The 26,820-nt window shown below is 59.8% G+C and carries 19 protein-coding genes; 4 read left to right on the forward strand and 15 right to left on the reverse strand.

Translation table 11 applies throughout. The annotated features are described in order from the left end of the window. The first annotated feature begins 176 nt into the window (after positions 1-176). Positions 177-3,566, forward strand: coding sequence for a hybrid sensor histidine kinase/response regulator (locus ACSQ3J_RS16165; protein ID WP_060505917.1), 3,390 nt, complete (start codon positions 177-179; stop codon positions 3,564-3,566). Next, a complete protein-coding gene (locus ACSQ3J_RS16170) occupies positions 3,514-4,482 on the forward strand; it encodes a response regulator (RefSeq protein WP_436039606.1) in 969 nt (322 codons plus the stop codon). The genes ACSQ3J_RS16165 and ACSQ3J_RS16170 overlap by 53 nt, the downstream gene beginning before the upstream one ends. 4 nt (positions 4,483-4,486) lie before the next feature. On the opposite strand, the gene ACSQ3J_RS16175 is transcribed toward ACSQ3J_RS16170, so the two are convergent. From ACSQ3J_RS16175 to ACSQ3J_RS16230, 12 genes are all read right to left on the reverse strand, one after another. Next, on the reverse strand, positions 4,487-5,461 hold the full coding sequence (locus tag ACSQ3J_RS16175) for a 2-hydroxyacid dehydrogenase (protein ID WP_436039545.1): 975 nt from the start codon (positions 5,459-5,461) through the stop codon (positions 4,487-4,489). Between the two features lie 188 nt (positions 5,462-5,649). Continuing rightward, the gene (locus ACSQ3J_RS16180; RefSeq protein WP_060505920.1) at positions 5,650-6,771 is read right to left on the reverse strand and encodes a branched-chain amino acid ABC transporter substrate-binding protein; all 1,122 of its coding nucleotides are present in this window, start codon (positions 6,769-6,771) and stop codon (positions 5,650-5,652) included. Between the two features lie 122 nt (positions 6,772-6,893). After that, a complete protein-coding gene (locus tag ACSQ3J_RS16185; RefSeq protein ID WP_060505921.1) occupies positions 6,894-7,238 on the reverse strand; it encodes a DUF6867 family protein in 345 nt (114 codons plus the stop codon). 118 nt (positions 7,239-7,356) lie between these two features. Beyond that, positions 7,357-8,082: an ABC transporter ATP-binding protein gene (locus ACSQ3J_RS16190; RefSeq protein ID WP_060505922.1), complete on the reverse strand. Its 726-nt coding sequence runs from the start codon at positions 8,080-8,082 to the stop codon at positions 7,357-7,359. Then, complete coding sequence (locus tag ACSQ3J_RS16195; RefSeq protein ID WP_060505923.1) at positions 8,079-8,966, reverse strand: ABC transporter ATP-binding protein; 888 nt, start codon at positions 8,964-8,966, stop codon at positions 8,079-8,081. Before ACSQ3J_RS16195 ends, ACSQ3J_RS16190 begins: the two co-directional genes overlap by 4 nt. A gap of 2 nt (positions 8,967-8,968) precedes the next feature. After that, positions 8,969-10,354 carry a high-affinity branched-chain amino acid ABC transporter permease LivM gene (gene livM / locus ACSQ3J_RS16200; RefSeq protein WP_060505924.1) on the reverse strand — a complete coding sequence of 462 codons (1,386 nt, stop codon included), beginning with the start codon at positions 10,352-10,354 and terminating at the stop codon, positions 8,969-8,971. A gap of 4 nt (positions 10,355-10,358) precedes the next feature. Further along, positions 10,359-11,261 (reverse strand): branched-chain amino acid ABC transporter permease, encoded by a 903-nt coding sequence (locus ACSQ3J_RS16205; protein WP_060505925.1) that lies wholly within the window; start codon positions 11,259-11,261, stop codon positions 10,359-10,361. Positions 11,262-11,567: 306 nt separating this feature from the next. After that, positions 11,568-13,994 carry a GcvT family protein gene (locus ACSQ3J_RS16210; protein ID WP_436039547.1) on the reverse strand — a complete coding sequence of 809 codons (2,427 nt, stop codon included), beginning with the start codon at positions 13,992-13,994 and terminating at the stop codon, positions 11,568-11,570. 181 nt (positions 13,995-14,175) lie between these two features. Next, positions 14,176-14,736: a sarcosine oxidase subunit gamma gene (locus ACSQ3J_RS16215; protein WP_060505927.1), complete on the reverse strand. Its 561-nt coding sequence runs from the start codon at positions 14,734-14,736 to the stop codon at positions 14,176-14,178. Between the two features lie 13 nt (positions 14,737-14,749). Continuing rightward, complete coding sequence (locus ACSQ3J_RS16220; protein WP_436039548.1) at positions 14,750-17,707, reverse strand: sarcosine oxidase subunit alpha family protein; 2,958 nt, start codon at positions 17,705-17,707, stop codon at positions 14,750-14,752. Continuing rightward, positions 17,704-17,988, reverse strand: coding sequence for a sarcosine oxidase subunit delta (locus tag ACSQ3J_RS16225; RefSeq protein WP_060505929.1), 285 nt, complete (start codon positions 17,986-17,988; stop codon positions 17,704-17,706). Before ACSQ3J_RS16225 ends, ACSQ3J_RS16220 begins: the two co-directional genes overlap by 4 nt. Positions 17,989-18,000: 12 nt before the next feature. Next, positions 18,001-19,251 carry a sarcosine oxidase subunit beta family protein gene (locus ACSQ3J_RS16230; protein WP_436039549.1) on the reverse strand — a complete coding sequence of 417 codons (1,251 nt, stop codon included), beginning with the start codon at positions 19,249-19,251 and terminating at the stop codon, positions 18,001-18,003. 229 nt (positions 19,252-19,480) lie between these two features. Between ACSQ3J_RS16230 and cysQ the strand changes: the two genes are divergently transcribed. Both cysQ and ACSQ3J_RS16240 read left to right on the forward strand, forming a co-directional pair. Then, positions 19,481-20,257: a 3'(2'),5'-bisphosphate nucleotidase CysQ gene (gene cysQ, locus ACSQ3J_RS16235; RefSeq protein ID WP_436039550.1), complete on the forward strand. Its 777-nt coding sequence runs from the start codon at positions 19,481-19,483 to the stop codon at positions 20,255-20,257. Positions 20,258-20,399: 142 nt separating this feature from the next. Continuing rightward, entirely contained in the window at positions 20,400-21,431 is a 1,032-nt protein-coding gene (locus tag ACSQ3J_RS16240; RefSeq protein ID WP_436039551.1) for a DUF2793 domain-containing protein, read from the forward strand. A gap of 5 nt (positions 21,432-21,436) precedes the next feature. On the opposite strand, the gene ACSQ3J_RS16245 is transcribed toward ACSQ3J_RS16240, so the two are convergent. Genes ACSQ3J_RS16245 through ACSQ3J_RS16255 form a run of 3 tightly spaced genes read right to left on the reverse strand, consistent with a single transcriptional unit; the run spans position 21,437 to position 26,672 of the window. After that, positions 21,437-24,541 (reverse strand): efflux RND transporter permease subunit, encoded by a 3,105-nt coding sequence (locus tag ACSQ3J_RS16245; protein WP_436039552.1) that lies wholly within the window; start codon positions 24,539-24,541, stop codon positions 21,437-21,439. Continuing rightward, the gene (locus ACSQ3J_RS16250; protein ID WP_060505933.1) at positions 24,538-25,617 is read right to left on the reverse strand and encodes an efflux RND transporter periplasmic adaptor subunit; all 1,080 of its coding nucleotides are present in this window, start codon (positions 25,615-25,617) and stop codon (positions 24,538-24,540) included. Before ACSQ3J_RS16250 ends, ACSQ3J_RS16245 begins: the two co-directional genes overlap by 4 nt. After that, the gene (locus tag ACSQ3J_RS16255) at positions 25,614-26,672 is read right to left on the reverse strand and encodes an efflux RND transporter periplasmic adaptor subunit (RefSeq protein WP_436039553.1); all 1,059 of its coding nucleotides are present in this window, start codon (positions 26,670-26,672) and stop codon (positions 25,614-25,616) included. Before ACSQ3J_RS16255 ends, ACSQ3J_RS16250 begins: the two co-directional genes overlap by 4 nt. Positions 26,673-26,820 lie beyond the last annotated feature (148 nt).

The raw sequence follows: 26,820 nt of genomic DNA on the forward strand, positions 1-26,820 counted from the left end.
CAGCTGGGACGACATTCACCGGACGCCCGTGGCAAGCGGTTCCGCGTTCGCCGTCCCTGCGGTGAAAACAAATCCCCATCCCCAAATCAATCGGCATCTCGCACTTGCAAAAAATCGTAGACCGGAGGACATTGCCCAATCATTGATCACATAAAGAACGGGAATATAAATTAGGCATGACCGCACGCCAGCGCATCATCCCGGTCCGCCGCGAATACAATCGCTGGGTCGCCAACCAGACGCTGGAAGACTACGCGCTGCGGTTCACCGCCAAGAGCGCCCGGCAATTCTCCTCGCAGCGCATTTCGCAGACGGCGATCGGGGCGATCTCGTTTCTGGCGCTGGAGGCGATCGGCGGCGCCATCACGCTGTCCTACGGCACCACCAATGCCATCATCGCCATTCTCGTCGCCAGCCTCGTCATGCTCGGCGTCGGCCTGCCGATCAGCCGCTATGCCATCCGCCACGGCGTCGATATCGACCTTTTGACGCGCGGCGCCAGCTTTGGTTATATCGGCTCGACGATCACGTCGCTGATCTACGCCTCGTTCACCTTCATGCTGTTTGCCATCGAAGCCTCGATCATGTCGGCGGCGCTGGAGCTGGCACTCGGCATCCCCGTCTGGATCGGCTATATCATCAGCGCCGTTATGGTCATCCCGCTGGTGACCCATGGTGTCCGGCTGATCAGCAAGTTTCAGCTTTTGACCCAGCCGTTCTGGATCATCCTCAATATCGCACCCTTTACCTTCATCGCGCTGGCCGACTGGAGCAAGTTCGACCTCTGGCTTGCCTTTCCCGGCACCAGCAAGCCATTCGGCGAACCCGGTACGCTCGCACCGTTCTCGCTGCTGGAATTTGGCGCAGCCTCCGCCGTTATCCTCGCCCTGATGGCGCAGATCGGCGAGCAGGTGGATTTCCTCCGCTTCCTGCCGCCGGAAGGCCAGCGCAAGCTGCATCACCGGCTTGCCGTATTCCTGGCCGGCGCCGGCTGGGTAATCGTCGGCGCGCCGAAGCTGCTGGCGGGTTCGTTCCTGGTCGTCCTCTGTCTCAGCGCCGGCGTTCCGGTCGAGGATGCCGCCGACCCCGCGCATATGTACCTGACAGCGTTCGGCTACATGATCCCGTGGCACAATGCGGCGCTGTTGCTGATGGCCGCCTTCGTCGTCGTGTCGCAGCTGAAGATCAACGTCATGAACGCCTATGCAGGCTCGCTCGCCTGGTCGAATTTCTTCTCCCGCCTCACCCATAGCCATCCCGGCCGCGTCGTCTGGCTGATGTTCAATGTGGCCATCGCGCTGCTGTTGATGGAACTCGGCATCTACAAGCTCTTGGAAGAAACGCTCGGCATCTTCTCGATCATCGCCATGGCCTGGCTATGCACGATCTCCGCCGATCTGTTCATCAACAAGCCGCTGGGGCTGGCACCACCCAACATCGAGTTCAAGCGCGCCCATCTCTACGATATCAACCCAGTCGGCACTGGTGCCATGACGGCATCGGCGCTGATCGCGTTGACGGCGCATTTCGGCGTGTTTGGCGCCATGGCCGCGTCGCTTGCGCCCTATATCGCGCTGATCACCGCCTTCCTCGTCTCGCCCACCATCGCCTGGGTGACAAAGGGCAAATATTACCTGGCCCGCAAGCCGCGCCAGAGCTGGAAGACGCTATCGACCGTTACCTGTTCGATCTGCGAACACCCGTTCGAGCCGGAGGACATGGCCTGGTGCCCTGCCTATTCCGCGCCGATCTGCTCGCTGTGCTGCTCGCTCGACAGCCGCTGCCACGACATGTGCAAACCGCATGCGCGCTTCAACGCGCAGACAGCGGTGGCGGCCAAGGCCTTGCTGCCGCAAAAGGTGATGGAAACGCTGTCCACCCGGCTCGGCCGATATGGCATCGCCGTCGTTCTGTCGGTTGCCGGTATCGGTATCATTCTGGCGATGATCGCCCATCAGACCGGCACGGCCTCGCCGGAGACAGCCTCGGTGATCAACCGCACCGTCGGCGTGGTCTTTTTCGTTTTTGCCGTGGTGACCGGGGTCGTCTGCTGGTTTTACGTGCTGGCGCATGACAGCCGCCTGGTGGCCGAGGAAGAATCCTCGCGCCAAAATACCCTGCTGCTCAAGGAAATCGCCGCCCACAAGAAGACCGACGCCGCCCTGCAATATGCCAAGGAGACGGCGGAGGCCGCCAACCGGGCCAAGAGCCGTTATGTGGTTGGCCTCAGCCATGAGCTGCGCACGCCGCTCAACGCCGTGCTCGGCTATGCCCAAATTCTCGAGCGCGACGAAACGATACCCGCCCCACGCCAGTCGGCGATCAAGGTCATCAAGCGCAGCGCCGATCATCTCTCCGGCCTCATCGACGGCCTGCTGGATATTTCCAAGATCGAGGCGGGGCGCCTGCAGGTCTATTCCAACGAGATCAATATCCAGGATTTCCTCGACCAGATCACCGATATGTTCCGCCCGCAAGCGCAGGCCAAAGGGCTGTTTTTCGAGCACGAACGCGCAAGCGCCCTGCCGCAATATGTCCGCACCGACGAGAAGCGCCTGCGCCAGATTCTCGTCAACCTGCTCTCCAATGCCATAAAATTTACCGATACCGGCACCATCCGTTTCGACGTCGCCTATCGCAGCCAGGTGGCGGCCTTCACGGTCTCCGACACCGGCCGCGGCATATCACAGGCCGACCTGCCGCGGATCTTCGAACCCTTCCAGCGCGGCGAGGCCGAGCATATCCGGCCGATGCCCGGCCTTGGCCTCGGCCTGACAATCACCCGGCTTTTGACCCAGACACTCGGCGGCGAGATCGTCGTCGATAGCGAGCGCGACAAGGGGTCGACCTTCCGGGTGCGGCTAATGCTGTCGGCGATCAATCGCCCGGCCGCCACCCTTCCCTCGGTCCGCAAGATCGCCGGCTACGCCGGACCACGCCGCACCATCGTCGTGGTCGATGACAACGAGGATCATCGCGACCTGATGCGCGAAGTGCTGATGCCGCTCGATTTCGTCGTGCTGACGGCTGCCGGTGGCATGGAATGCCTGACCTTGATCGAGGGGATCAAACCTGACCTTTTCCTCATCGACATCTCGATGCCCGGTATGAACGGCTGGCAATTGGTCACACGGCTGCGCGATCATGAACAAACGGCGCCGGTCATCATGGTGTCGGCCAATATCGGCGACGGCACGGCCGCCGACACCCATACGGGCCACAACGATACGTTGGCCAAACCCTTCGATATCCGCCAGTTGCAGGACAAGCTGGCGGTGCATCTGACCCTAGAATGGATCTATCGCGACACGGTGCAACCGGCGTTCAAGGCCAAGCCCAAACGCACCATGACGAACCCCGGCGCTGCCCATGTCGAGGAACTGATCCGGCTCGGTGAAATCGGCTATGTCCGGGGTATCGAGGCCAAACTCGCCGATCTCGCCCGGCAGGAGGAAAACCAGCCGTTTACCGATGCGGTCAAGACCTATGTCCAAGCTTTCGACCTTGCCGGCTATGCCGACTTCCTGCAGAACATCAACAAACAGGGGGGATCGGCCGGTGAATGAAGCAGTGCATCCGCGCGATATCGTGCTCATCGTCGACGATTCCCCGGAAACACTGGGTTTTCTCACCGACGCACTGGAGCAATCCGGCTTCTCCGTGCTGATCGCCACCTCTGGAAATGCGGCCATCAATGTCGTCGACCGCATCACGCCGGACGTCATCCTGATGGATGCCGTCATGCCCGGCATGAACGGCTTTGAAACCTGCCGGACACTGAAGACCAATCCGTCCGTGGCGCAGGTGCCAGTGATTTTCATGACCGGGCTGACCGAAACCGAACACATCGTCCACGCACTCGAATCCGGCGGCGTCGATTACCTCTCCAAGCCGATCAATATCGACGAACTGCGCGCCCGTATCCGCGTTCATCTCGCCAATGCGCGCTCGGCACAAAGCGCCCGGGTGGCGCTGGACGCGGCAGGGCGGCATCTGCTTGCCGTGCGCAGCAATGGCACCATCCAGTGGTCGACACCGCAGGCGACCCGCCTTGTCAATGCTGCAACAGGCCGCGACGACGGCCTGGATACGCTGGCGGTGCATATTTGCGGCTGGTTGCAGGAACGTGAAAAACACGGGGTATCCAAGGATGGCCCGCTGATGATCCATCAGAACGGACAGCCGGTATTGCAACTCGCCTATCTCGGAGCAATCGGCGGTGACGAATTCCTGTTCCGGCTGACCGGCGTCAGCCAAACCAGCGACGACGAAATCCTTCGACAGAATTTCTTACTGACGGTGCGCGAGGGGCAGGTCCTGCTCTGGATCGCCAAGGGCAAATCCAATCGCGATATCGGCGAGATTCTTGGCCTGAGCGCCCGCACCGTCAACAAGCATCTGGAACAGATCTATGTGAAGCTCGGCGTTGAAAATCGGGCGTCTGCGGCTGTGAAGGCCGCAAACGCGTTGCGCCAGGAATAGTCGATCAAGCAACCTTGTCGGGCGGCTCCCGGCCTTCGAAGAACGCGGTGATATTCTCCACCACTTTCATGCCCATGGCCGTGCGCGTTTCTTCGGTCGCACTGCCAAGATGCGGCAGGAGAACGACGTTCTCCAACGCCCGTAGGCGCTCCGGAACATTCGGTTCCGCCTCGAAGACATCCAGCCCTGCGCCCCGAATCGTGCCGGTTTCCAGCGCCGTAACCAACGCAGTCTCATCCACCACATCGCCGCGTGCCGTGTTGATCAGATAGGCGCCCGGCTTCATCACTGCCAGCCGCTGCGCATTGATCAAATAACGGTTTTCGCCGCCGCCCGGGCAGTGCAGCGACACAAAATCGGCAGCCGCCAACACGTCCTCCACGGTATCCAATTGCCGTGCGCCATAGCGTGCGGCTTCCACCGGATCGATCTTCGATCTGTTGTAAAAAACCACGTCCATATCGAACCCGAAATGGCAGCGCTTGGCCATCGCCTTGCCGATCCGCCCGAAGCCGATGATGCCCAGCGTCTTTCCAGTTACCTTAGTCCCGATCATGTGCGTTGGCCGCCAGCCGGTCCATTGTCCGGCACGAACCTCCCGCTCACCTTCCCCCGCCCGGCGCGCCACCGAAAGCAGCAGCGACATGGCGATATCGGCCGTGCAATCGGTCAGTACCCCCGGCGTGTTGGTGACGGTTATCCCGTAATGTTCTGCCGCCGCGATATCGATGTGATTGTAACCGACACCAAAATTCCCCAGGATTCGGGTGCGCAGATCGCCCTCTTCAAACAGCGACGCTGGCAGACGGTCGGACACCGTCGGCAACACGGCATCAAACGATTGCAGCGCCTCGGCAAGAGCTTTGGCATCCATAGCAACATCCGAGGTGTTGAATGTCGCGTCGAACCGTTCGGCAAGCACACGCTCGACGGCATCCGGCCAGCGCCGGGTCACAAGAATGCGTGGTTTTCCGTTCATGGTCTGCTCCGATTCAAAACTTCAAATCAGACATCTAACACAGGACGGCCCGCGATCCAGCCGCTGGTTTGTTGAAACAGACTTGCCAAAAACGGCAACCGGCGATGACGCATGCCGAATGCAAAAAGGCCCGGCAATGCCGGGCCTTTCGCAGTCCAGAAGGACTATCAGTGCTCACCTGAGAACGATTATTTGTCGTTTTCGAAGTAGCTGTACTTGCCGTCGTCACCCTTCTTCCAGGTGTACATGACGTAGTCCGGACGGGTGATGTCGCCCTTTTCGTCATAGCCGAACTCGCCGATAACGGTCTTGAACGGACCCTTGCCCTTGATGTTCTCGGCAACAGCCTGCGGATCGTTGCCGCCGGTGGTCTTGGCAGCTTCCGCGATAACCTGCAGAGCGGAGTAGGAGTAGAGCGTGTAGGCTTCCGGCTCAAAACCGTTGGCACGGAACTTCTCAACAAGTTCCTTTGCAGCCGGGTTCTTGCGCGGATCCGGAGCGAACGTCATCAGCGTGCCGTTGACTGCGTCACCAGCGATCGAAGCAAGTTCGTTCGAGACGATGCCGTCGCCGGACATCAGGGTTGCCTTCAGGCCCTGGTCAGCCATCTGGCGCATGATCAGGCCAGCTTCCGTGTGCAGACCGCCGTAGTAAACCAGCGATACACCGGCTTCCTTCATCTTGGCGATCAGAGCCGAGAAGTCCTTGTCGCCAGCGGTGATGCCTTCGTAGACGGCTTCCTTGACGCCGGCTTCGTTCATCGCAGCCTTGGTCAGGTCAGCAAGGCCCTGGCCGTAAGGCGTCTTGTCGTGAACGACGGCAACCTTGGCGTCCTTGAAGTTTGCAGCGATATAAGCACCGGCAACAGCACCCTGCTGGTCGTCACGGCCGCAGGTACGGAAGGTGTTCCACAGGCCGCGTTCGGTGAAGACCGGGTTGGTGGATGCAGGAGTGATCTGCAAGATGCCGTTTTCAGCATAGACTTCCGAAGCCGGGATCGAGACGCCGGAGTTGAAGTGGCCGATTACGAATTTGACGCCGTCAGCAACAAACTTGTTGGCAACGGAAACGCCCTGCTTCGGATCGGAAACGTCGTCGCCGAGCACGATCTTGATCTGTTCGCCATTGATACCACCGGCAGCATTGATGTCTGCTGCGGCCTGCTCAGCACCCTTCTGGAGCTGTGCGCCGAAGGCTGCGTTCGGACCCGTCAGCGGGCCAGCAACACCAACCAGCAGGTCAGCCCATGCAGTGCCGCTGAAAGCGACCATTGCAGTCAGCGCAACAGCTGACAAAAGTGACTTTTTCATCTTGTTACTCCCAAAAAAATTGAGCGGGTGCCTTTTTAAACCAGTCACGATACCCACCATAATCGCGCCGGTATTCTTATCTCCGTGTCAGTATCAAAGGCTCTGACGCGGGGTTCCCTCTGTCATTTTGACTTCCACGAGAAGGGCGACACCTTCTCGTAAAGCCAGTAGTAATTATTGGTCATCTGCTGCGTACGGTAGTAACGATAACCGGCCGTAGCAAACAGCAAAAGAATGATCGTGTCCACGACATAGTACTGTAAAGTCAACATGCTGCCGTTGAAAAGCGCATGATGGATGAACCGGATCGCCACACCCAGAAGTAGCGTATAGAATACCAGGACCCGGTAGCCGCTCCAGCCTTCGGCCGCACTCTTTCCAGTGCGCCACGCCGTCCATCCACCCATCACGATGGTGATCAGCGCGAAGTACAGAACCGAGGGTTCTTCGTAGAGAATGCCTTGCATTCCGTTTCTCCCCTTCAAAGCGCCGTGCGGTTTTCAAACCGCATGCGAACGCTCCAATATATCGGATGTACAAGCCGGCCCAGGCCTATGAAAATTTCTGACACGGGCCGGAATGCCATCAATGATGACCGCCTTCGAGATAGGCGGCGCGCACTTCCGGATTGGCCAGCAACTCCTTGCCGCCGCCGCTCATCGTCACCTTGCCGTTGACCATGACGTAACCACGGTGCGACAGCTTCAGGGCGGCAAAGGCGTTCTGCTCGACGAGGAATACCGTCAGGCCTTCCTCTTCATTGAGCTTCTTGATCGCGGCAAAGATGCCCTTGACGATCAGCGGCGCCAGACCAAGCGAAGGCTCGTCGAGAAGCAGCAGTTTCGGACGTGCCATCAGCGCGCGGCCGATCGACAGCATCTGCTGCTCGCCGCCCGAAAGCGTTCCACCACGCTGCGCCTGGCGCTCCTTGAGGCGCGGAAACAACGTGAAGATCTTTTCCACGTCCTCGTTGAAATATTTCAGATTGTCGAGGCTGGCTCCCATCTGAAGATTTTCATACACCGTCATGCGCGGAAAGATCCGGCGGCCTTCCGGCGACTGGGCGATCCGCAGCCGCGCGATCTCATGCGTCGGCATCCGGGTGATGTCCTGCCCGTCAAAAATAACCGAGCCGGTTTTGGCCTGCGGGCTACCGCAGATCGTCATCATCAGTGTCGACTTGCCGGCACCATTGGCGCCGATCATGCAGACGATTTCACCGCGCTTGACTTCCACCTCGACGCCCGCAAGCGCTCGGATGTTGCCGTAATAAGTCTCGACGTCTTTTACATGCAGAAGGTTACCGCTCATTTGTGCGTATCTCCCGGCGCAACTTCGGCGATTTCCTCGATCTGTTCGATCACCTCTTCGACCTCATCATCTTCAACGCCGAGATAGGCCGCAATAACCTTCGGATCGTTCTTCACATGGTCCGGATTGCCATCCGAAATCTTCTGACCGTATTCTAGGACGACGACATGGTCGGAAATTTCCATGACCACGGACATATCGTGCTCGATCAGCAGGATCGAGGTCCCCGTATCCTTGCGGATTGAGCGCAACAACTCGTTGAGCGCCAGCGATTCGCGCGGGTTGAGACCAGCTGCCGGTTCGTCGAGGCAGAGGAATTCGGGCCCGGTGCACATCGCGCGGGCAATTTCCAGACGGCGCTGGGCGCCGTAAGGCAGATCGCCCGCCGGATCGTCGGCCCGGTCAATCAGGTTTGCCTTGTCGAGCCAGTATTTTGCCTGTTCGATCGACTGCGCCGCCGCCCGCTTGTAGGCAGGAAATCCAAGAAGACCGAGAACCGTATAGCCCGATGCCAGCATCAGCTTGTTATGCTGCGCAACCAGAAGGTTTTCCAGAACCGTCAGGCCCGAGAAAAGCCGGATATTCTGGAACGTACGAGCCACCTTGGCGTCGCGGTTGACCTCGAAATCCGACATGCGCTCGAGCAGGTATTCCTTGCCCGCCTTCTGCCGCATCGTGATCATGCCCATCGTCGGCTTGTAGAAGCCGGTGATGCAGTTGAACACCGTGGTCTTGCCGGCCCCGTTCGGGCCGATCAGTGCAGTGATGTCGCCACGATAGGCTTCGAACGACAGGTCGTTGATGGCCATCAGGCCGCCGAAGCGCATCGACAAATGGTCGACTTTGAGGATTGGATCTTTCGTCATCGTATTCGTTCCGGCCATGATCAACCGTGACCTTCCTTGGTGAAGCTGCCGGAGACATTCTTGCGCTCTCGCAGGAATGCCGTGGGTTCGCGCGAGCCGACAAAGCCGCGTGGTTTCCACACCATGACAATGATCATGGCCAGGCCGAAGATCAGCATGCGATAGAGTTCCGGGGTAAAATCAGGCCCGAAGATATGTTTCAGGAATTCCATTTCACGCAGCAACTCGGTGCCACCGATCATCAGCGTCGCCGCAACAGCGATACCGATCAGCGAGCCCATGCCGCCCAGAACCACGATGGCAAGAATGATAGCCGATTCCAGGAAGACGAAGCTTTCCGGCGAGACGAAGCCCTGGCGAACGGCGAAGAAGGAGCCGGCAAAGCCACCGAACATGGCACCCGTTGCGAATGCCGTGAGCTTGGTCGTCACCGTATTGATGCCGAGCGAGCGGCAGGCGATCTCGTCTTCGCGCAATGCTTCCCAGGCACGGCCGATCGGCATGCGGCGCAGACGGATCGTCACGAAGGCTGTCAGCAGGCAGAGCGCCAGGATCAGGTAGAACAGGAAGATTTTGTAGTATGCCGACGACATCGGCAACCCGAATACCTTGGCGAAATTGTTCGATGCACTGACATCGAACGACCAGATACCGAAAACCGAGGCCTTGGCGATACCGGAGATACCGAAGGTACCCTTGGTAACGGCGGTCCAGTTGATCAGAACCAGCCGGATGATTTCGCCGAAGGCGAGCGTCACGATCGCCAGGTAATCGCCCTTCAGGCGCAGAACCGGGAACCCGAGGATCATGCCCCAGAGAGCCGCAAAAATGCCGGCCATCGGCAGCAGGACCCAGAACGACAGACCGAAGTAAGACGACAGCAATGCGTAGGAATAAGCACCGACCGCATAGAAGGCGACATAACCGAGATCGAGAAGGCCAGCGAGGCCAACAACGATGTTCAAACCCCAGGCCAGCATCACGTAGATCAGAATCTGGATGCCGAAATTATCGACCCATTTCAACGAGCCTTGGAAACCGAAAATGGCGACCATGATCGGCGGATAGACAAGCAGAACCGCGACCGCGATCATGCTGAAGTTGCGCGTCACGAAGCCGGGTTCCTTCACGCCTGCACTGGCCTTTGAAGCCTTGCGCTCAGCGAGATAGGGACGGATGAAGGCCACCGACAGGAAGCGTCCAACCGCGGCGATGGCGACGAAAACCGCCAGCAATCCCCAGCGTTGAACGAGGACCAACTCGTTCAGGATGTTCTGGTCGGTCTTCAGGCCGACGAACAGAACGAACAGGCCAAGGGCGACGAGGCCCGCATAAAACGCCTCGCGCAGAGCCCGCGCCATCAGATTGCTGCCGGCGCTCTCAGGTGTGTTGGTAATGTTTGCCATTGAATTATACCTTCTCGACTTCCGGCCGACCCAGAATACCAGACGGCTTGAAAATCAGCACGATGGCGAGGATCGAGAATGTCGCGACATCCTTGTAGTCGATGGTGAAATAGGCAGACCACAGAGACTCGATGAGCCCGATCATCAGACCGCCCAGCACAGCTCCCGGCAGTGAGCCGATGCCACCCAGAACCGCGGCCGTGAAGGCCTTGACGCCCGGCGTGAAGCCATCCGTGAAGACGATGACACCATAATACATCAGGTACATGGTTCCGGCGACAGCAGCCAGCGCCGCGCCCATGACGAAGGTGATCGAGATGGTTTTGTCGACGTCGATGCCCAGCAATGCCGCCATCTTGCGGTCCTGCTCGGTGGCGCGCTGCGCACGGCCAAGCGGCGTGTGGTTGACGATATACCAGAAGATCGTCAGCAGAACCGCAGTCACCACAACAATGATGATCTGTTTCAACGAGATCGAGATGCCGAAAACATTGTAAACCGACGACACCAGCGGCGGGATCGGCTTGTTGCGCGGGCCTTGCGTCACCTGAATGAAGTTCGACAGAGCGATGGACATGCCGATCGCGGTAATCAGTGGCGCGAGGCGAAACGAACCGCGTAGCGGGCGGTAAGCCATCTTCTCAATGACCCAGTTCCACAACCCGGTCATCAGCATCGCCACGATGATCATGACGAAAAGGGCAAGTGCGATCGGAACACCGCCGAACAAACCCACAAGAACCAGGTAAACAATAAGTGCTGCGAAACCGCCAAGCATGAAGATATCGCCGTGAGCGAAGTTCACCATGCCGATAATGCCGTAAACCATTGTATAACCAATGGCAATCAAACCGTAAATAGAGCCAAGAGTCAGCCCGTTGACGAGCTGCTGGACAAAATACTCCATCAATATCCCCCGGGTCTGATCCTAGTAGGTCAGACCTCTTCTTTTCGTGGCTCTTTCTGAGCCTTTTCGATAGAGGATTCCATAATGCTTTCAGACCAAAAGTGAAGCTTAAAATGATGCTTTCCTGAATTTCTTTCCCATTTTAGTGATATTGACGCTTAAACAGTCGAAAAATCAAAAATAGTGCAGTTTAGGCCCTGTTTTTGGGCATAAGACCGTGAATTATACGGTTAAACATGGCCTCGCCCCGGCGAGCGCGTTCAACGCCAGCCGGGTCTATGAAATGCCGCGACTGCAATCGAACGGTCAGGATCGCATGCGCGAACCGTTGGCATCGAAAAGCGGCTGCATCTGCAGGCGGGCGGGCAGCATCTCGCCCAGCAATTCAACTTGCCACCCCTCGACCTCATCCGCAACCTCCTTTGGAACATAGCCTATCGCCACCGAAACACCGGACGCATGGGCATAGCCGCCCGATGTCACCCAGCCACAGACCTTGCCGTTCAGCGAGATCGGCTCGTCGCCGATCACATCAGCGTCCCTGGCCTCGATGATGAAAGTGCGTAGCCGCAAGGTGCCGCCTTCGGCCTTTTCCTTGGCCGCCGCCTGCTTGCCGATGAAGTCAGCATCCTTCTTCAGGGCAACGAATCGCCCGAGCCCGGCTTCGAATGGCCCGTAAAGCGGGCGGTATTCGCGCGACCAGCTGCCGAAGGATTTTTCGACTCGCAGCGCGTTAAGTGCCCGCAGCCCAAACGGCCTGATATCAAATTCTGCACCAGCCCCCATGATCAGGTCGTAGAGATAGCGCTGATATTCCGGCTTCATCCAGATTTCATAACCGAGATCGCCGGTGTAGCTGACACGGCCGACGATTGCAGGCGCCATGCCGAGATCCATCCGGCGGATATCCATGAAGGCAAAGGCGTCGTCGGACATATCGAGATGCGTCAGCTTGGAAATCAGCGCACGGGAATTCGGGCCGGCAATCGACAGCCCGACCAGCTGCAGGTTCAACGCTTTCAGCGTCACCGAGCCGTCCTTCGGCAGATGGCCCTCGAACCAGCGCATATGGTAATCCTCGGCAATGCCCGAGCCGATGAGCAGGAAATCCCCTTCCCCGAGCTTTGCCAGCGTGAAGTCGCCGATCAGCTTGCCGTCGTCCTTCAGCATCGGTGCCAGTGACATGCGGCCGGTGGCCGGGATACGGCAGGTCAAGATCCGGTCGAGCCAGGCTTCCGCGCCCTTGCCGGTGATCGTGTACTTGGCAAAGCCGGAGGTCTCCATCAGCCCAACGCTGTCGCGCACGGCCTTGGCTTCCGCACCAACAACGTCGAAATCGTTCGAGCGGCGCCAGGAGAATTTGTCTTCCTCGCCCTTCGGCGCAAACCACAGTGGTGATTCGAGGCCATAGGAGGCGCCGAACACAGCGCCGGCATCCTTCAGCTTGTCGTAGATCGGCGTGGTCAGGAACGGACGCGCACCCGGCAATTCTTCATTGGGGTAACGGATCGAGAAGCGGCGGGAATAGTTTTCGCGAACCTTGGCATTGGTGAAGCCGAGCGTGGCGAAATCACCGAAACGCGAGACGTCCATGGCAAACACGTCAAAGCCCGGGTCCCCATAGATGATCCAGTTGGCCAGCGCCAGACCGACGCCACCGCCCTGGCTAAACCCGGCCATGACGGCGCAGGCCGACCAGTAGTTGGTGAGGCCACGCACCGGGCCGACGAGCGGGTTGCCGTCCGGCGAGAAGGTGAAGGGGCCGTTGATGATCTTCTTGATGCCGGCATTGTTGAAGGCCGGGAAGTGGCGGAAACCGACTTCGAGTTCAGGCGTGATACGCTCGATATCCTCGGCCAGCAATTCATGGCCGAAGTCCCATGACGTGGTGATCGGCGACCACGGGCGGCAGGCCTTTTCATAGGTACCCATCAGCATGCCATTGCGTTCCTGGCGCAGGTAAATCTCGCCATCGAAATCGACGCAATGCATCAGTTCCTTGCCGCGCGTCTGGTTGAATTCGATGACTTCCGGCATGTCCTCGGTGATGAGATACATGTGCTCCATGGCCAGCACCGGCAGTTCCAGCCCCGTCATGCGGCCAACCTCGCGTGCCCACAGACCAGCGGCGTTGACGACATGCTCGGCGATGATCTCACCCTTGTTGGTGATCACCCGCCATGAGCCGTCCTCCAGCTGGACAAGATCCTCCACCTTGGTGTGCAGGTAGATATCAGCGCCGTTCTTTTTGGCGGATTTGGCATAGGCATGGGTGGTGCCATAGGGATCGAGATGGCCCTCGACCGGATCGAACACGGCGCCAACGAACTGCGTGGGATCAAGCAGCGGCATCAGCTCATGCGCTTCCTTCGGCGTCAAAAGCTCGGCTTCCAGCCCCATATATCGGCCCTTGGCAAGGATCGACTTCATCCAGTCGAACCGCTCCTTGGTTGCCGCCAGCATCATGCCGGACGTCATGTGGAGGCCGATGTCCTGGCCGGAATACTCCTGGATTTCCTTGTAGAGTTCGACCGTATATTTCTGCAGCTTGGCGACGTTCGGATCGCCATTAATCGTGTGCATGCCGCCGGCCGCATGCCAAGTGGAACCGGAGGTGAGTTCCGAGCGCTCCAGAAGTACCACATCGGTCCAGCCGAACTTCGTCAGATGATAAAGGATCGAGCAACCGACGACGCCGCCGCCGATAACGACGACCCTGGCATGGCTTTTCATGGATATTCTCCGGTTTCGGGATTGCTTGCGAAAAGCATCCCGCTCAGTTAAGCGAAATCTTGGCTGTCGAAACCGTACCGGCAAAGCCGCCGCTGTGAAAGATATCCCTGCGAACAGGTCTTGCCCATTCCCGCCATCGGCTACTTCAGGAGCGCCGTAAAAACGTCATGCGATGCCGCTTTTATCCCCGGACGGAGAAACCGGCGGAGAGATCGAATTCCCGGCCCATCACTTTCAGATCATCGAAGAGCGCGACGGCGAAGCTGCGCATGACGATCAGCTCGAATTCGTTCTCACCGGTGCGGGCCAGATTGACGCTGATATGGCCGCAAAGCACATTGACGGATGTCCCGGTCTCGAAGATCGCCGGATGCAGATCGGTGGCAATGCCCTTGGCAAGGATCCGCCGGACATTGGGGCCGGACAGCCTGAAAACGACGCGGCCATCGCTCTGATCGACAATGTAGGCCGTCTCTGCCAAAAGCAGGGACAAATTGCGATGCAGGCTTTCCGCCGTTTGCGGCTGCGACACAGCCAGCCACTCGCCGGGTCCCGAAAAGCGGGCTGACGCATCGCCCGAAGCAGCCAATCCAGCAGCCACAGAAGCCTCCTCGCCGTCCATAGCCATAACCGAAACGATTGCGACAACGCGCGGAATATCCAGATGGTCAACCGCGCGAATGCCCGGTTCCAGCGGCAGCAGATCATCCAGGGGATGGCGGGAAATATAGGTTCTGCTCATGTCCGCATCCGCCTCAGGAGTTCAGTTTCGTGTTGCCGGGATCGACGAAGACAGGATTGCAGATTTCCGCCACCGTCTCGGCGCCTGCCAGCTTGTCCCAGACGACGACCCGTTCGCCATAGCGCTCGCGGCCCGATTTGAGGAAGGCCAGCGCGATATCGTGTCCAAGCGTCGGCGAGAAGCAGGCGGAGCTGACATACCCCTGATCGTTCAGTGTCGATGGCTTTGCACCCTCGCGCAACAGATGCGCTCCGGCGCGGATATGCTGGTCCGTTTCCACCGGCTTCAATCCAACCATCTGCATGCGGTCGGCGGCCGTCAGACCGTAACGGGTCGAAAGCCGCTTGCCGATGAAGTCCTGTTTCTGCGCCGAGACCATACGGCCGAAGCCTGCATCGTCAGGCGTTACCCGGCCATCGAATTCGGCATGCGTGACGTGTCCCTTTTCGATGCGCAGAACGTTCAGGGCCTCCAGCCCGTAAGCACAAATCCCATGCGCCCTGCCCTCTTCCATGATGGCATCGGCAACGGCCTCACCAAGCCCCGCAGGCACCGCAAGCTCATAGGCCAATTCACCCGAAAACGAGATCCGGAACAACCGCGCCTTCAGTCCGCCCCTCAGGGTGACGGTACCGGCGGCAAGGAACGGAAAGGCCGCGTCGGAAATATCATCCTCGACCAGCGTTTGCAGGACCAGGCGCGCCTTCGGCCCAGCAATCGCCATCTGCGCCCATTGATCGGTCGAGGAGCAGAAGCGCACCTTGAGATCCGGCCAATGCACCTGCGCGCAATATTCCATATGGGACATGACGCCGCCGGCCAGCGCCGTGGTGGTAGTCATGACAAAATGCTCGTGCGACAACCGGCTGGTCGTGCCATCGTCATAGACCATGCCATCCTCGCGCAACATCAAGCCGTACCGTGCCTTGCCGACCGGCAGCTTCAAAAACGGATTGCAGTAAAGCCGATTGAGAAATTCCGCAGCGTCCGGCCCGAAGATCTCGATCTTGCCGAGCGTCGAGACATCGCAGAGACCCACATTTTCTCTGATAGTGAGGACTTCCCGGTCGGTGCTTTCGCGCCAGGTCTTTTCGCCACCGCGCGAAAAATAGGCGGGGCGGAACCACAGGCCGGAATCGACGAACACGGCACCGTTTCGCTGTGCCCAACCATGCAACGGCGATTTGCGCACCGGCGCGGCATGCTCGTCGCGCGATGTTCCCGCCAATGCGCCGAAGGCGACCGGCGTGTAGAACGGCCGGAACGTGGTCGTGCCGACATCGGCCGGACTGATGCCCTGCATCGCGGCCAGAAGGCCAGTGGCATTGATGCCGGAGAGCTTGCCCTGATCGGTCGCCATGCCGTTTGTCGTGTAACGCTTGGCATGCTCGACATGGCCAAAGCCCTCTCGCAGGGCAAGCCCGATATCCCTGACGTGGACATCGTTCTGGAAATCGACAAAGGCCTTTGCCTTGGCGCCCGGCGAATACCACAGCGCCGTAAACGAGGGATCGATTTCGCCTTCGACGGCAGGCGCCGTGTGGGAAACGGCCGAAAATCCGAGATCGGCAGCGAGAACCGCCGCTTTGTCCGCACCGTCCTTCAGACAGCCAGCCAAAGTGTAGCGCCCCGCCGCGGCCCCGGCGACAACAAGCCCATTGCCAACGTCCGGCGCCAGAAACGTCTTCAAATCCTCGGACCAGACGGCCTTGGCTCCGCGCTGGCAGGCAAGATGGATAATCGGGTTCCAGCCGCCGGACATGCCGATCGCATCGCAGGCAATCGTCTGCTCGAAGCCCGAGCGCTCTACCACGACACCGGCTACGCGCTGACGCCCCTTGGTGTCGATGACCGACGCCGATCGAATGACCCGAACGCCGTCCGGCGCACGATCAGAACCATCAGCGCGGCTGTCGATGATCGCAGCAATGTCGACACCATGCGCCGTAAGATCAGCGGCTGTGCGGTAACCGGCGCTGCCATTGGTGAAAATTGCCACCGATTTTCCGGCCGCCACACCGAAGCGGTTGGCATAGGTGCGCATGGCGCCGGCCATCATCACACCCGGCTTGTCATTGCCGCCGAAGACCAGCGGCCGTTCCTCGGCACCTGTCGCCAGCAACGCCCGCTTTGCGATGATCCGCCAAAGCCGTTCGACCGGCAGTTTCGCCTGCGGCAGCGCCACATGCTTCTGCACCCGCTCGACCGCGCCAAACACATTGTCATCGTACCAACCGAAAACAGTGGTGCGCGGCATCATCGTCACATTTGGCAAGGAACGGAGTTCCGCGAGGAACCTCTCGGCAAAATCCTGCGCAGAAGCGTCGCCGATCCGCGCAGTCTCGCCAAGCAGCGAACCGCCCAGCCTGAAATCCTCGTCCGCCAAAATGACCCGCAAGCCCGCGCGGCCAGCGGTAAGCGCCGCCATCAACCCCGTGGGGCCAGAGCCGACAACCAGCAGGTCGCAATGCGCCCAGCATTTTTCATAGGCCTGCGGATCGCGTTCAAGCACTGCGCGTCCAAGCCCTGCCGCCTTGCGGATGATGGGCTCATAGATCTTCTCCCAGAAGGCCGCCGGCCACATGAACGTCTTGTAGTAGAAACCTGCTCCAAGAAACGGCGACAACAGGCCGTTGACGGCGCCGATATCGTATTTCAGCGATGGGAACCGGTTCTGGCTGCGGGCGTCCAGACCGGAATAAAGTTCGGCAACCGTTGCCTTGGTGTTCGGGTCACTATCCGCGCCCTTGCCGACGGTGACGAGCGCATTCGGTTCGGACGGCCCGGCGGTGACGATGCCGCGTGGCCGGTGATATTTGAAGCTGCGGCCGACCAGAAGCTGATCATTGGCAAGCAACGCAGAGGCGAGCGTATCGCCCGAAAATCCGGTCAGGTTCCGGTTATCGAACCGGAAATCGAGAGGCGCACTGCGATCGACCAGACCGCTGGAGGCAAGGCGATACGCTGTCATCGGCCAGCCTCCCGCGCAACAGTGGCAGCGGCAGCATCCGTGACGGAAAACACCTCATGGGTGAATGTATCGCGCTCGACCACCAGCCAGCGGCGGCAACCGGCAACATGCTGCCAATGCTCGCGGTAGCGGCCGCGCGGATTGCTGCGGATATGGACGTAATCGTTCCAGGCCTCGTCGGACGCTTCCGGATCGGGGCGGACCAGCGACGCGTCGCCGCGGATCGAAAACTCTTCCTTCGGCCGGACGCCGCAATGCGGGCAGTGAATGAGGCTCGCCATGCTTTTCAGATCTCAATGCAGGTTGGGCTGTGGACCAGCGCCGTGTTCATCGATGGGATAGCCGCGTTCGAAGCGATCGAGGCGCAGAAAGCGGGCGACGGGATGGGTTTCGTTCTTGGCGATCAGATGCGCAAAACACCATCCGGATGCCGGCGTCGCCTTGAAGCCGCCGTAGCACCAGCCACAGTTCAGATAGAGATTGTCGATGGGCGTGTGGCTGATGATCGGCGAGCCGTCCATGCTCATGTCCATGACGCCGCCCCAGGAGCGGAGCACACGCACCCGCGACAGGCCGGGGATCATCGTCACCCCTTCTTCCATCACGTGCTCGACCGTCGCCAGATTGCCGCGCTGGGCATAGGAATTATAACCGTCGATGTCGGCGCCGAAAACAAGGCCGCCCTTGTCCGACTGGGAAATGTAGAAATGCCCGGCGCCATAGGTGATAACATGATTGATAGCAGGTTTCAGTCCTTCAGTAACAAAGGCCTGAAGGACGTGGCTTTCGATCGGCAGCTTCAGGTCGGCCATCTCTCCGACGCGCGAGGTGTTGCCGGCTGCCGCCAGCCCGAGCTTGCCGCAACCGATGAAACCTCTGGATGTCTCGACGCCGGTGACGACGCCGTTGTCGCGGCGGATGCCAGTGACTTCGCAATTCTGGATGAGATCGACACCAAGACGATCGGCGGCGCGGGCATAACCCCAGGCCACGGCATCATGACGCGCCGTGCCGCCGCGCTTCTGTAACAGACCACCCATGATCGGAAAGCGGGCATGATCGAAATTCAGGAAGGGCAACATTTTCTTCAAGGCGGCGCGGTCGAGCAACTCGGCCGGAACACCCTCCATCCACATGGCATTGCCGCGGCGGATATAGGCATCGCGCTGGCCGTCATTGTGGTAGAGGTTGATGATGCCGCGCTGTGACAGCATGGCGTTGTAGTTGAGGTCCTGCTCCATACCTTCCCAGAGCTTCATCGAAAACTCGTAGAACGGCTCGTTGCCGGGCAGCATGTAGTTGGAGCGCACGATGGTGGTGTTGCGGCCGACATTGCCAGAGCCGAGATAACCCTTTTCCAGCACCGCGATGTTCTTGAGGCCGAATTCTTTCGCGAGATAATAGGCTGTCGCCAGCCCATGGCCGCCACCGCCAACGATGATCACGTCATAGTATGGCTTCGGTTCCGGCTGGCGCCAGGCCGGCTTCCAGTTGACGTTGCCCGTCAGCGCGTTCTTAACGATGGAGAATGCCGAATAACGCATGCCAGTCCCAGTTCCACCCATCCTGTTGCAGTGCAATCGCAGCTCTACCGCACCAGCGCAAAAGACACAGTGCCAAATGCGGCACAGTCGGCAAAATTTCACGCGCGAATCTTGAAAAGACCGGTAAGGAATGCGGATGTATGATGCGCGTTCCGGACGTTGAAATTCAACGTCCGTGAAAAACTCGGAGACGATAGCCGTGGATGGCTGCAAGGCACAGGAAGCACAGATGCTCGACATTCTGGAAGGAGCGGCGGTGGCTGCGGGGAAAGCGATCCTCGACGTCTATCACGCCGGACCGGAAGTCAGCTACAAGGCCGACAGTTCCCCCGTCACCGATGCCGACCAGAGCGCCGAAAAGATCATCCTCGACATTTTGGCAGCCGCCTTCCCCGATATCCCCGTCGTGGCCGAGGAGGCCGTCGCTGCGGGCCACGTCCCCGATATCGAAGGAAAATCCTTCTTCCTGGTTGATCCACTCGACGGCACCAAGGAATTTGTCTGCCGCAATGACGATTTCACCGTCAACATCGCCCTGATCGAAAAAGGCGAACCGGTTGCCGGTGTCGTCTATGCACCCGCGCTCGGCATTCTCTATGCAGCCAACCGCAACAAGGCTAAAAAGGCCGTCGTTACCGGCCAAAACGATATCGGTCCGCCAACGATCATTGGCTGCCGCAGCCGTGGTGACCGGCTGGTGGCACTCGCAAGCAAGCATCACAATAGCCAGGAAACCGTCGCCTACCTGACCGAGCATGGCATCACCGATTATGAAGCGATCGGCTCTTCGCTGAAATTCTGTCTTCTTGCCGAAGGACTGGCCGATATCTATCCGCGGCTGAGCCGGACGATGGAATGGGATACCGCTGCAGGTGACGCCGTCCTGCGCGCCGCCGGCGGCGAAACCGTGACCATGGATGGCAATCCGCTCACCTACGGCAAACGCAACCAGGCATCCGACGCCGATTTCGCCAATCCGCATTTTGTCTCGCGCGGCAAGGACTGACTCCTGCCAGCGGCCCCTGTGGGGAATTGGCGGGCATACGCGGCCTTAATCTCCCTTTTAAAACAACGATACGGCAGCCTCCGCATCCCCTGCATTCCATCAGCGGCTACCCTTCTCCTCACCGCAAAGGAGAACGGACCCGATGAGCGAAACAACCGTCAACCTGGAACTGCCCTATATCCTGCCGTCGCAGGCTCAAAAGCACGTCACCCATAATGAAGCCCTGCAGCGCCTCGATGCGCTGACACAACTGACGATCATCGCTTCGCTCTCGACCCCGCCCTCGGATCCGCAGGAGGGAACGTGTTTCAATGTCACGGCATCGCCCACGGCAGCGTGGGCCGGAAAGAGCGGCAAGCTTGCCTTCCGCCAGGATGGCGACTGGATTTTCATCACGCCGAAGGATGGCTGGCGCGGCTGGTTTACGGCCGAAGACAAGCTGAAGATTCACAACGGCACCGACTGGGCAACCTTCGACGCGATCGGCACGCCCGCGTTTCTCGGCATCAACACCGCCGCCGACAGCACCAACCGGCTCGCTGTCGCAGCCGCTGCCACACTGCTGACCCATAACGGCAACGGACATCAGGTGAAGGTCAACAAGGCGGCGGCGTTCGACACGGCAAGCCTGCTGTTCCAGTCGGGCTGGTCCGGCCGTGCCGAAATGGGGCTTGCCGGATCGGACGAGTTTGCCATCAAAGTCAGTCCTGATGGATCCACCTGGAAATCGGCGCTGGTGATCACCGGTCACGGACAGGTCAGCATGCCGCAGCGGCCATTGGCGCGCGCCACGCTCGGCGGCGGTCTGCTGACCCCGGTTTCCGGTTCGCAAACCGGCTTTTCCATCCTGAACATCAATCAGGGCGGCTTCACCCTCGGCGCCGCCGCCACGGGTGGCGGCAATCGGCTCGTCGTGCCTGTTTCAGGCCCCTATCTCATTTGTCTTGGCGTCGAGGCCAATCCAGCGGGCGCCTTTTCCGTTACCGTCAAAGTCAATGGCATAACAGCCGTCGCCACTATCAATGACAACGACACGGCGTCCGCGTCCTATAGCAATTGCGCCATCGGCGTGGCGATCCTCAACGCCAACGACTGGCTCGTGCTGGAGCACGCCGGCACTACACCGCTCGATTTCGCCCATGACAAGACGGAACTGACAGTGGTGATGCTGTAAACATCCTAAACCGGAACGGCATCATCCGGGGTCGCGACCGCCGTTCCTTCCAGCGTGACTTCCTCGGTCTTTTCCGGCGGCTTGATGCGAAACCATGCGAGGTAGAGAGCAGGCAGGAAGAGCAGGGTCAGAACCGTACCGACGATGATGCCACCCATCATCGCATAAGCCATTGGCCCCCAGAAGATTTCCCGCGCGATCGGGATCAGCGCCAGGCTGGCGGCCGCGGCCGTCAGCATGATCGGCCGCATCCGGTGCTCGGTCGCGTCCTGCACCGCCTGCCACGGCGCAACACCCTCGGTGCGCAGATGTTCGATCTGCACCACAAGAATGACCGAGTTTCGTATGAGGATGCCGATCAGCGCCAGAATGCCGAGAATGGCGACGAAGCCCATCGGCGAATTGCTGGATAGCAGGGCGGCGACGACCCCAATCAGCGCCAACGGGGCAACGGCAAAGACGAGGAACAACCGCGAAAAACTCTGCAGCTGGATCATCAGGATCGTCGCCATGACAAACAGCATCAAGGGCACGACGGCGGCAATCGGCGCCTGGCTCTTGCCGCTCTCCTCGACGCTGCCGCCGACATCGATCTTGTATCCGGGCGGCAGTTTTTCCGCGAAAGCGTTCACCTCCTTGGAAAGTTGCGCGACGATCGTCGCCGGCTGTGTCGCATCGAGAATGCCGGCCTTGACGGTCAGCGTCGGTAGACGCGAGCGGCGCCAGACGACCGGCTGCTCCATTTCGTAGCGGAAGCTTGCGACGGCGGCCAGCGGCACGGAGTTGCCACTCGCACCGGGAAGCTGCAGGTCGCGCAGCAGCTCGATCGATTGCCGCTCGGACGCCTTGGCGCGGGCAACGACATTGATCAGGTAGATATCGTCACGGACCTGCGTCACGGTCGTTCCGCCGACGATGCCGTTGAGTGCTGAGGCGATATCCTGCGAGGTGACGCCCAGTTGGCGCGCCTTGTCCTGCAGCACATCCACCTTGATGACACGTGCCGGTTCGTTCCAGTCATAGACGACATCGCCAAGCAGAGGGTTGCGGCCAAGAACGCTGCCGAGTTCAAGTGCGTGCTCGCGCACCTTACCGATATCCGGGCCGCTCAGCCGGTACTGTACCGGGCGGCCAACGGGCGGCCCGATATCCAGCAGTTTCACATAGGCATCCGTGCCGACGAAGGTTTCCTTCAGGTACCTCTGCAGGTCGGCACGCAGCTTATCACGAACCTCAAGGCTCTTCGTCACGATGATCGTCTGGCCAAACGACGTATCCGGCGGCTGGACATCAAAGGACAGAACGAAGCGCACAGCGCCCTGCCCGACATAGGTGGACCAGCGCTCGACATCGGGATTGCCGACCAGCTTGTCCTGCTCGAACTTCGCCATCTGTGCATTGGTGTCGGTAATCGACGCATTCTGTGGCAATGACCAGTCGACGATGAGCTCAAGCCGGTCCGATGACGGGAAGAACTGCTGCTGGACCTTGGTCATGCCGAACAGCGACAGGCCGAAGACGGCTATCGTCAGCGCAATCGTCGTCCATTTCCAGCGCATGCACCAGCCAAGCACGCTGGAAAAAAGCCGCGCCAGACGGCCCTTTTGCTCGTGGTGCTGTTTCATGGTTTTCGGCAGGATGGTGACGCCGAGCAATGGGGCAAACACCACGGCGACGATCCAGGACACCACCAGCGAAACCGCGATGACGACAAAAAGCGTGAAGGTGAACTCACCGGCGGCGCTGTTGTTGAGCCCGACAGGAATGAAGCTGGCGACGGTGACCAGCGTGCCGGTCAGCATCGGAAACGCCGTGGATGTATAGACATAGGTCGCCGCCTTGCGCAGCGAGTCGCCCTCCTCCAGCCGCGCCACCATCATCTCAACGGCAATCATCGCGTCATCGACGAGGAGACCGAGCGCGATGATCAGCGCGCCGAGCGAAATCCGCTGTAGCGAAATGTCGAAATAGGACATGACGACAAAGGTAATCGCCAGCGTCAGCGGGATCGACAAGGCAACCACCAGCCCAGCACGAACGCCAAGGCTGACGAAGCTGACGAGAAGAACGATGATGACGGCCTCCGCCAGACCGCGGGTAAAACCGGAGACGGCCTCCTCGACGATCAGCGGCTGATCGGAAACCAGGTGAACACCAACGCCGACCGGCAGCTCCGCCTCGACCTGCTTTATCTTTTCCTCGACATGATCGCCGAATTCCAGAAGATTGGCGCCCTGCTTCATGCCGATGGCAAGGCCGATCGCCGACTGGCCGTTGTAGCGGAACAGCGCCGATGGCGGATCGGTATAGCCCCTTGTGACGGTAGCAATATCGGTGAGGCGGAAGAAACGGTTGTTGACCTGCAGATTGACGGCGCGCAGGCTGTCTTCTGAGGAGAACTGACCGTTGACGCGAACGCTGACGCGCTCACCCTTTGCCTGTACGACGCCTGAAGGCGCAATCGCGTTCTGGGCCTGCAGCGTGGCAACGACATCATTCTGGTTGATGCCGAGTGCTGCCAGTTGCCGTGTCGAGAATTCGAGATAGATCACCTCGTCCTGCGCCCCGACGATATCGACTTTGCCGATATTCGGAACCGTCAGGATTTCGCGGCGCGCAGTCTCGACATAATCGCGCAATTGCCGCTGGGTCAGCCCGTCTGAGGTAAACGCGTAGATGTTGCCAAACACGTCGCCGAAGCGGTCGTTGAAGGAAGGCCCGACAACGCCGGACGGGAACTGGCCGTGAATATCGCCGATCATGTTGCGGACCGTCACCCAGATCGACGCAACATCCCGGGCCTTCGTCGTGTCCTTCAAATTGACAAAGACGAGTGTTTGCCCCGGCGTGGTGATGCTGCGCGTGTAGTCCAGCGATTCCAGTTCCTCGAGCTTGCGCTCGATCCGTTCCGTCACCTGGCGGGTGGTTTCCTCGACCGAAGCGCCCGGCCATTGCGCCGAGATCGTCATGGTCTTGATGGTAAAGGATGGATCTTCCTCGCGGCCAAGGCTCAGGTAGGAGAAGAAACCAAGCAAGCCGAAGACGATCATGAAATACCAGACCATCGATGCGTGATCGAGCGCCCAGTCGGACAGGTTGAATTTCTTCATGACTGCGCCTCGTCTTCAATCTTGATCTTCTGGCCGTCCTCCAGGCTATGGACCCCTGCCGTTACCACACGCATGCCGGCATCGATGCCGGAGGTGATGACGACCACATTGCCCGTCTGCGGCCCGGTGACCACTTCGCGGGTCTCGACCGTTACGCCGCCCTCATCGACCACCCAGACATAGGATTTTCCGTCACGCACGAGGATGGCGGTTGCTGGCAGCACCAGTTGCTCGACAATAGCTTCTTTGAGCGTGGCGGTGATCGTGGTGCCAAGCCGGAAAGCTGCCGGTGGATTTTCAAGCGCGATCTTGACGCGGCGCGTGCGTGTTGCCGGATCTGCTGCCGGTGCGACCTCACGGACAAGGCCGCTAACCGTTATCGCTGGATCGATCTGCAGGGAAACAAGGAATGGCGTCCCCACATGCAAAAGCGCATTGCCGTCTGGAACGTCCACCACCGCATCCCGGGCATCCGGCCGGGCAACAGTCACGACTGCCGCACCGGCGGCGACCACTTGGCCCACCTCCGCCCCGGTCTCGGTCACCACGCCGTCGAAGGCGGCCTTCACCTGTGCATAGGAGAGTTGCTCCTCAGCTTTCAGCAGCGCCGCACGCGACTGGACAACCGACGCTTCCGCCGCGGCACTCGCCTGTTCGGTACTTTCCACCGACGCTTGGGTTTCCGTACCGATCTTGAACAGCGCCCTCGTGCGCCGCTCGACCGAAACGGCATTGGCAAGCGTCGCTTCCGCATTTGCCAGATCGGCACGGGCCGACCCGACGGCAAGCTCAAGCGCTGTTGGATCGAGCGCGGCCAGAAGCTGGCCCTGCGTCACGGTATCACCGGTATCGACATCCCGGGCAACCAGCAGGCCCGTCACGCGAGGGCCGAAGTTGGTCTGGACCTTTGGCTGCACGGTGCCCGCGAAGCTGGGAGCAGGCAGCCGTTGCAGCACAACGATTTGCGAAAGCACCGGGCGGATTGCCGGTTCAGCCTGCTCTTCCTTTTCCTGGCAACCGGCAAGTATTAGAAATGCGCATGGCGCAACGAGCAGGCCGAGGGATATCCGGTTCATTTCGCCCGCTCCTTGATCACATAGACGGTCTGGCCGGGGCGCAGCATCTTTCCGCCTTCGGTCACCACGGCCTCCCCGTTGGACAGGCCTTCCGCAACAAGCACGCGGCCTGTCTCGTAAGATGCCACCTTCACAGGCTTGCGGCTAACCGTGTTGTCCTTGTCATTGACCACCCAGACGGCCGGTTTTCCATCCAGCGAGGACAGCGATGTCCATGGCAGCACGACCAGCTTTGACGGCTTGGAGCTGGCAAATCCGGTCACCGGCGCGCTGAGCGTCATGCGATCAGGCGTCGTGTCCATGGCAATCTTGACGCGAACGGTTCCCGTTGCCGTATCGATCGTCGGCGAGATCTCACTGATCGTTCCCTCAGTTTTGACGGAAGGATCACTGACGAGCGCCAGCTGGATTTTCGGCTCCGCGGGCTTTTCGAACAGCAGCGATTCATAAACGTCGAATATTGCATCGCGGGGACCATCCCTTGCGACGGAAAACATCGTTTGCGCGGCCTGAACCACCTGACCCGTCTCGGCATTGCGTGCCGTGACGATCCCATCCGCATCAGCCTTCAGTTCGGTATAGGAGAGCGCGTCCCGGGACGTGCCGAGCAGCGCTTTCGAAGATTCAAGCGATCCTTGCGCCGTCTGCAAAGCGGTCTGTGCCTGATCAAAGGCTTCCTGCGTGGTGGAATTCTTCGCCAGCAGCGATTTTTGCCGTTCAAACGCAGCGGAAGCCTGCCGAACCTGCGCTTCGGCAGCCCTCACAGCAGCCTCCGCGGCCTCGACATCGGCCTTCTGTTCGCTCGGATCGATGCGCGCCAAAACCTCGCCGGCGGAGACATGCGAGCCGACATCCGCGAGCCATTCCGTTATCTGGCCACTGACGCGGAACGAAAGATTGGTCTGGACATGAGCGACAACCTCGCCGGTCAGCGTCACTGTCTGCCGGTGATCGGCAAATTCGGCAGTCTGCACCCGGACAGTGATTTTTGCCGCTTCCGGCTGTTTCGTTTCGCCCTCGCAGGATGTCAGGGCCAAGGCTGCGAACGATGCCAACCACCATCCGGATCGGCGGAGTTTTCGTTTCTCACTCATCTGCGCCCGCTCATTCCGATATTCAAGCTGAACCATTTATTGTGGCCCCTCAATATACGCGACCCACCCCAATGACAAGCGGATGGGATCGACGGAAATCATTCGTTAC

Origin of the sequence: Rhizobium sp. LjRoot98 (assembly GCF_964252935.1) — a bacterium.
Classification (GTDB): Bacteria; Pseudomonadota; Alphaproteobacteria; order Rhizobiales; family Rhizobiaceae; genus Pararhizobium.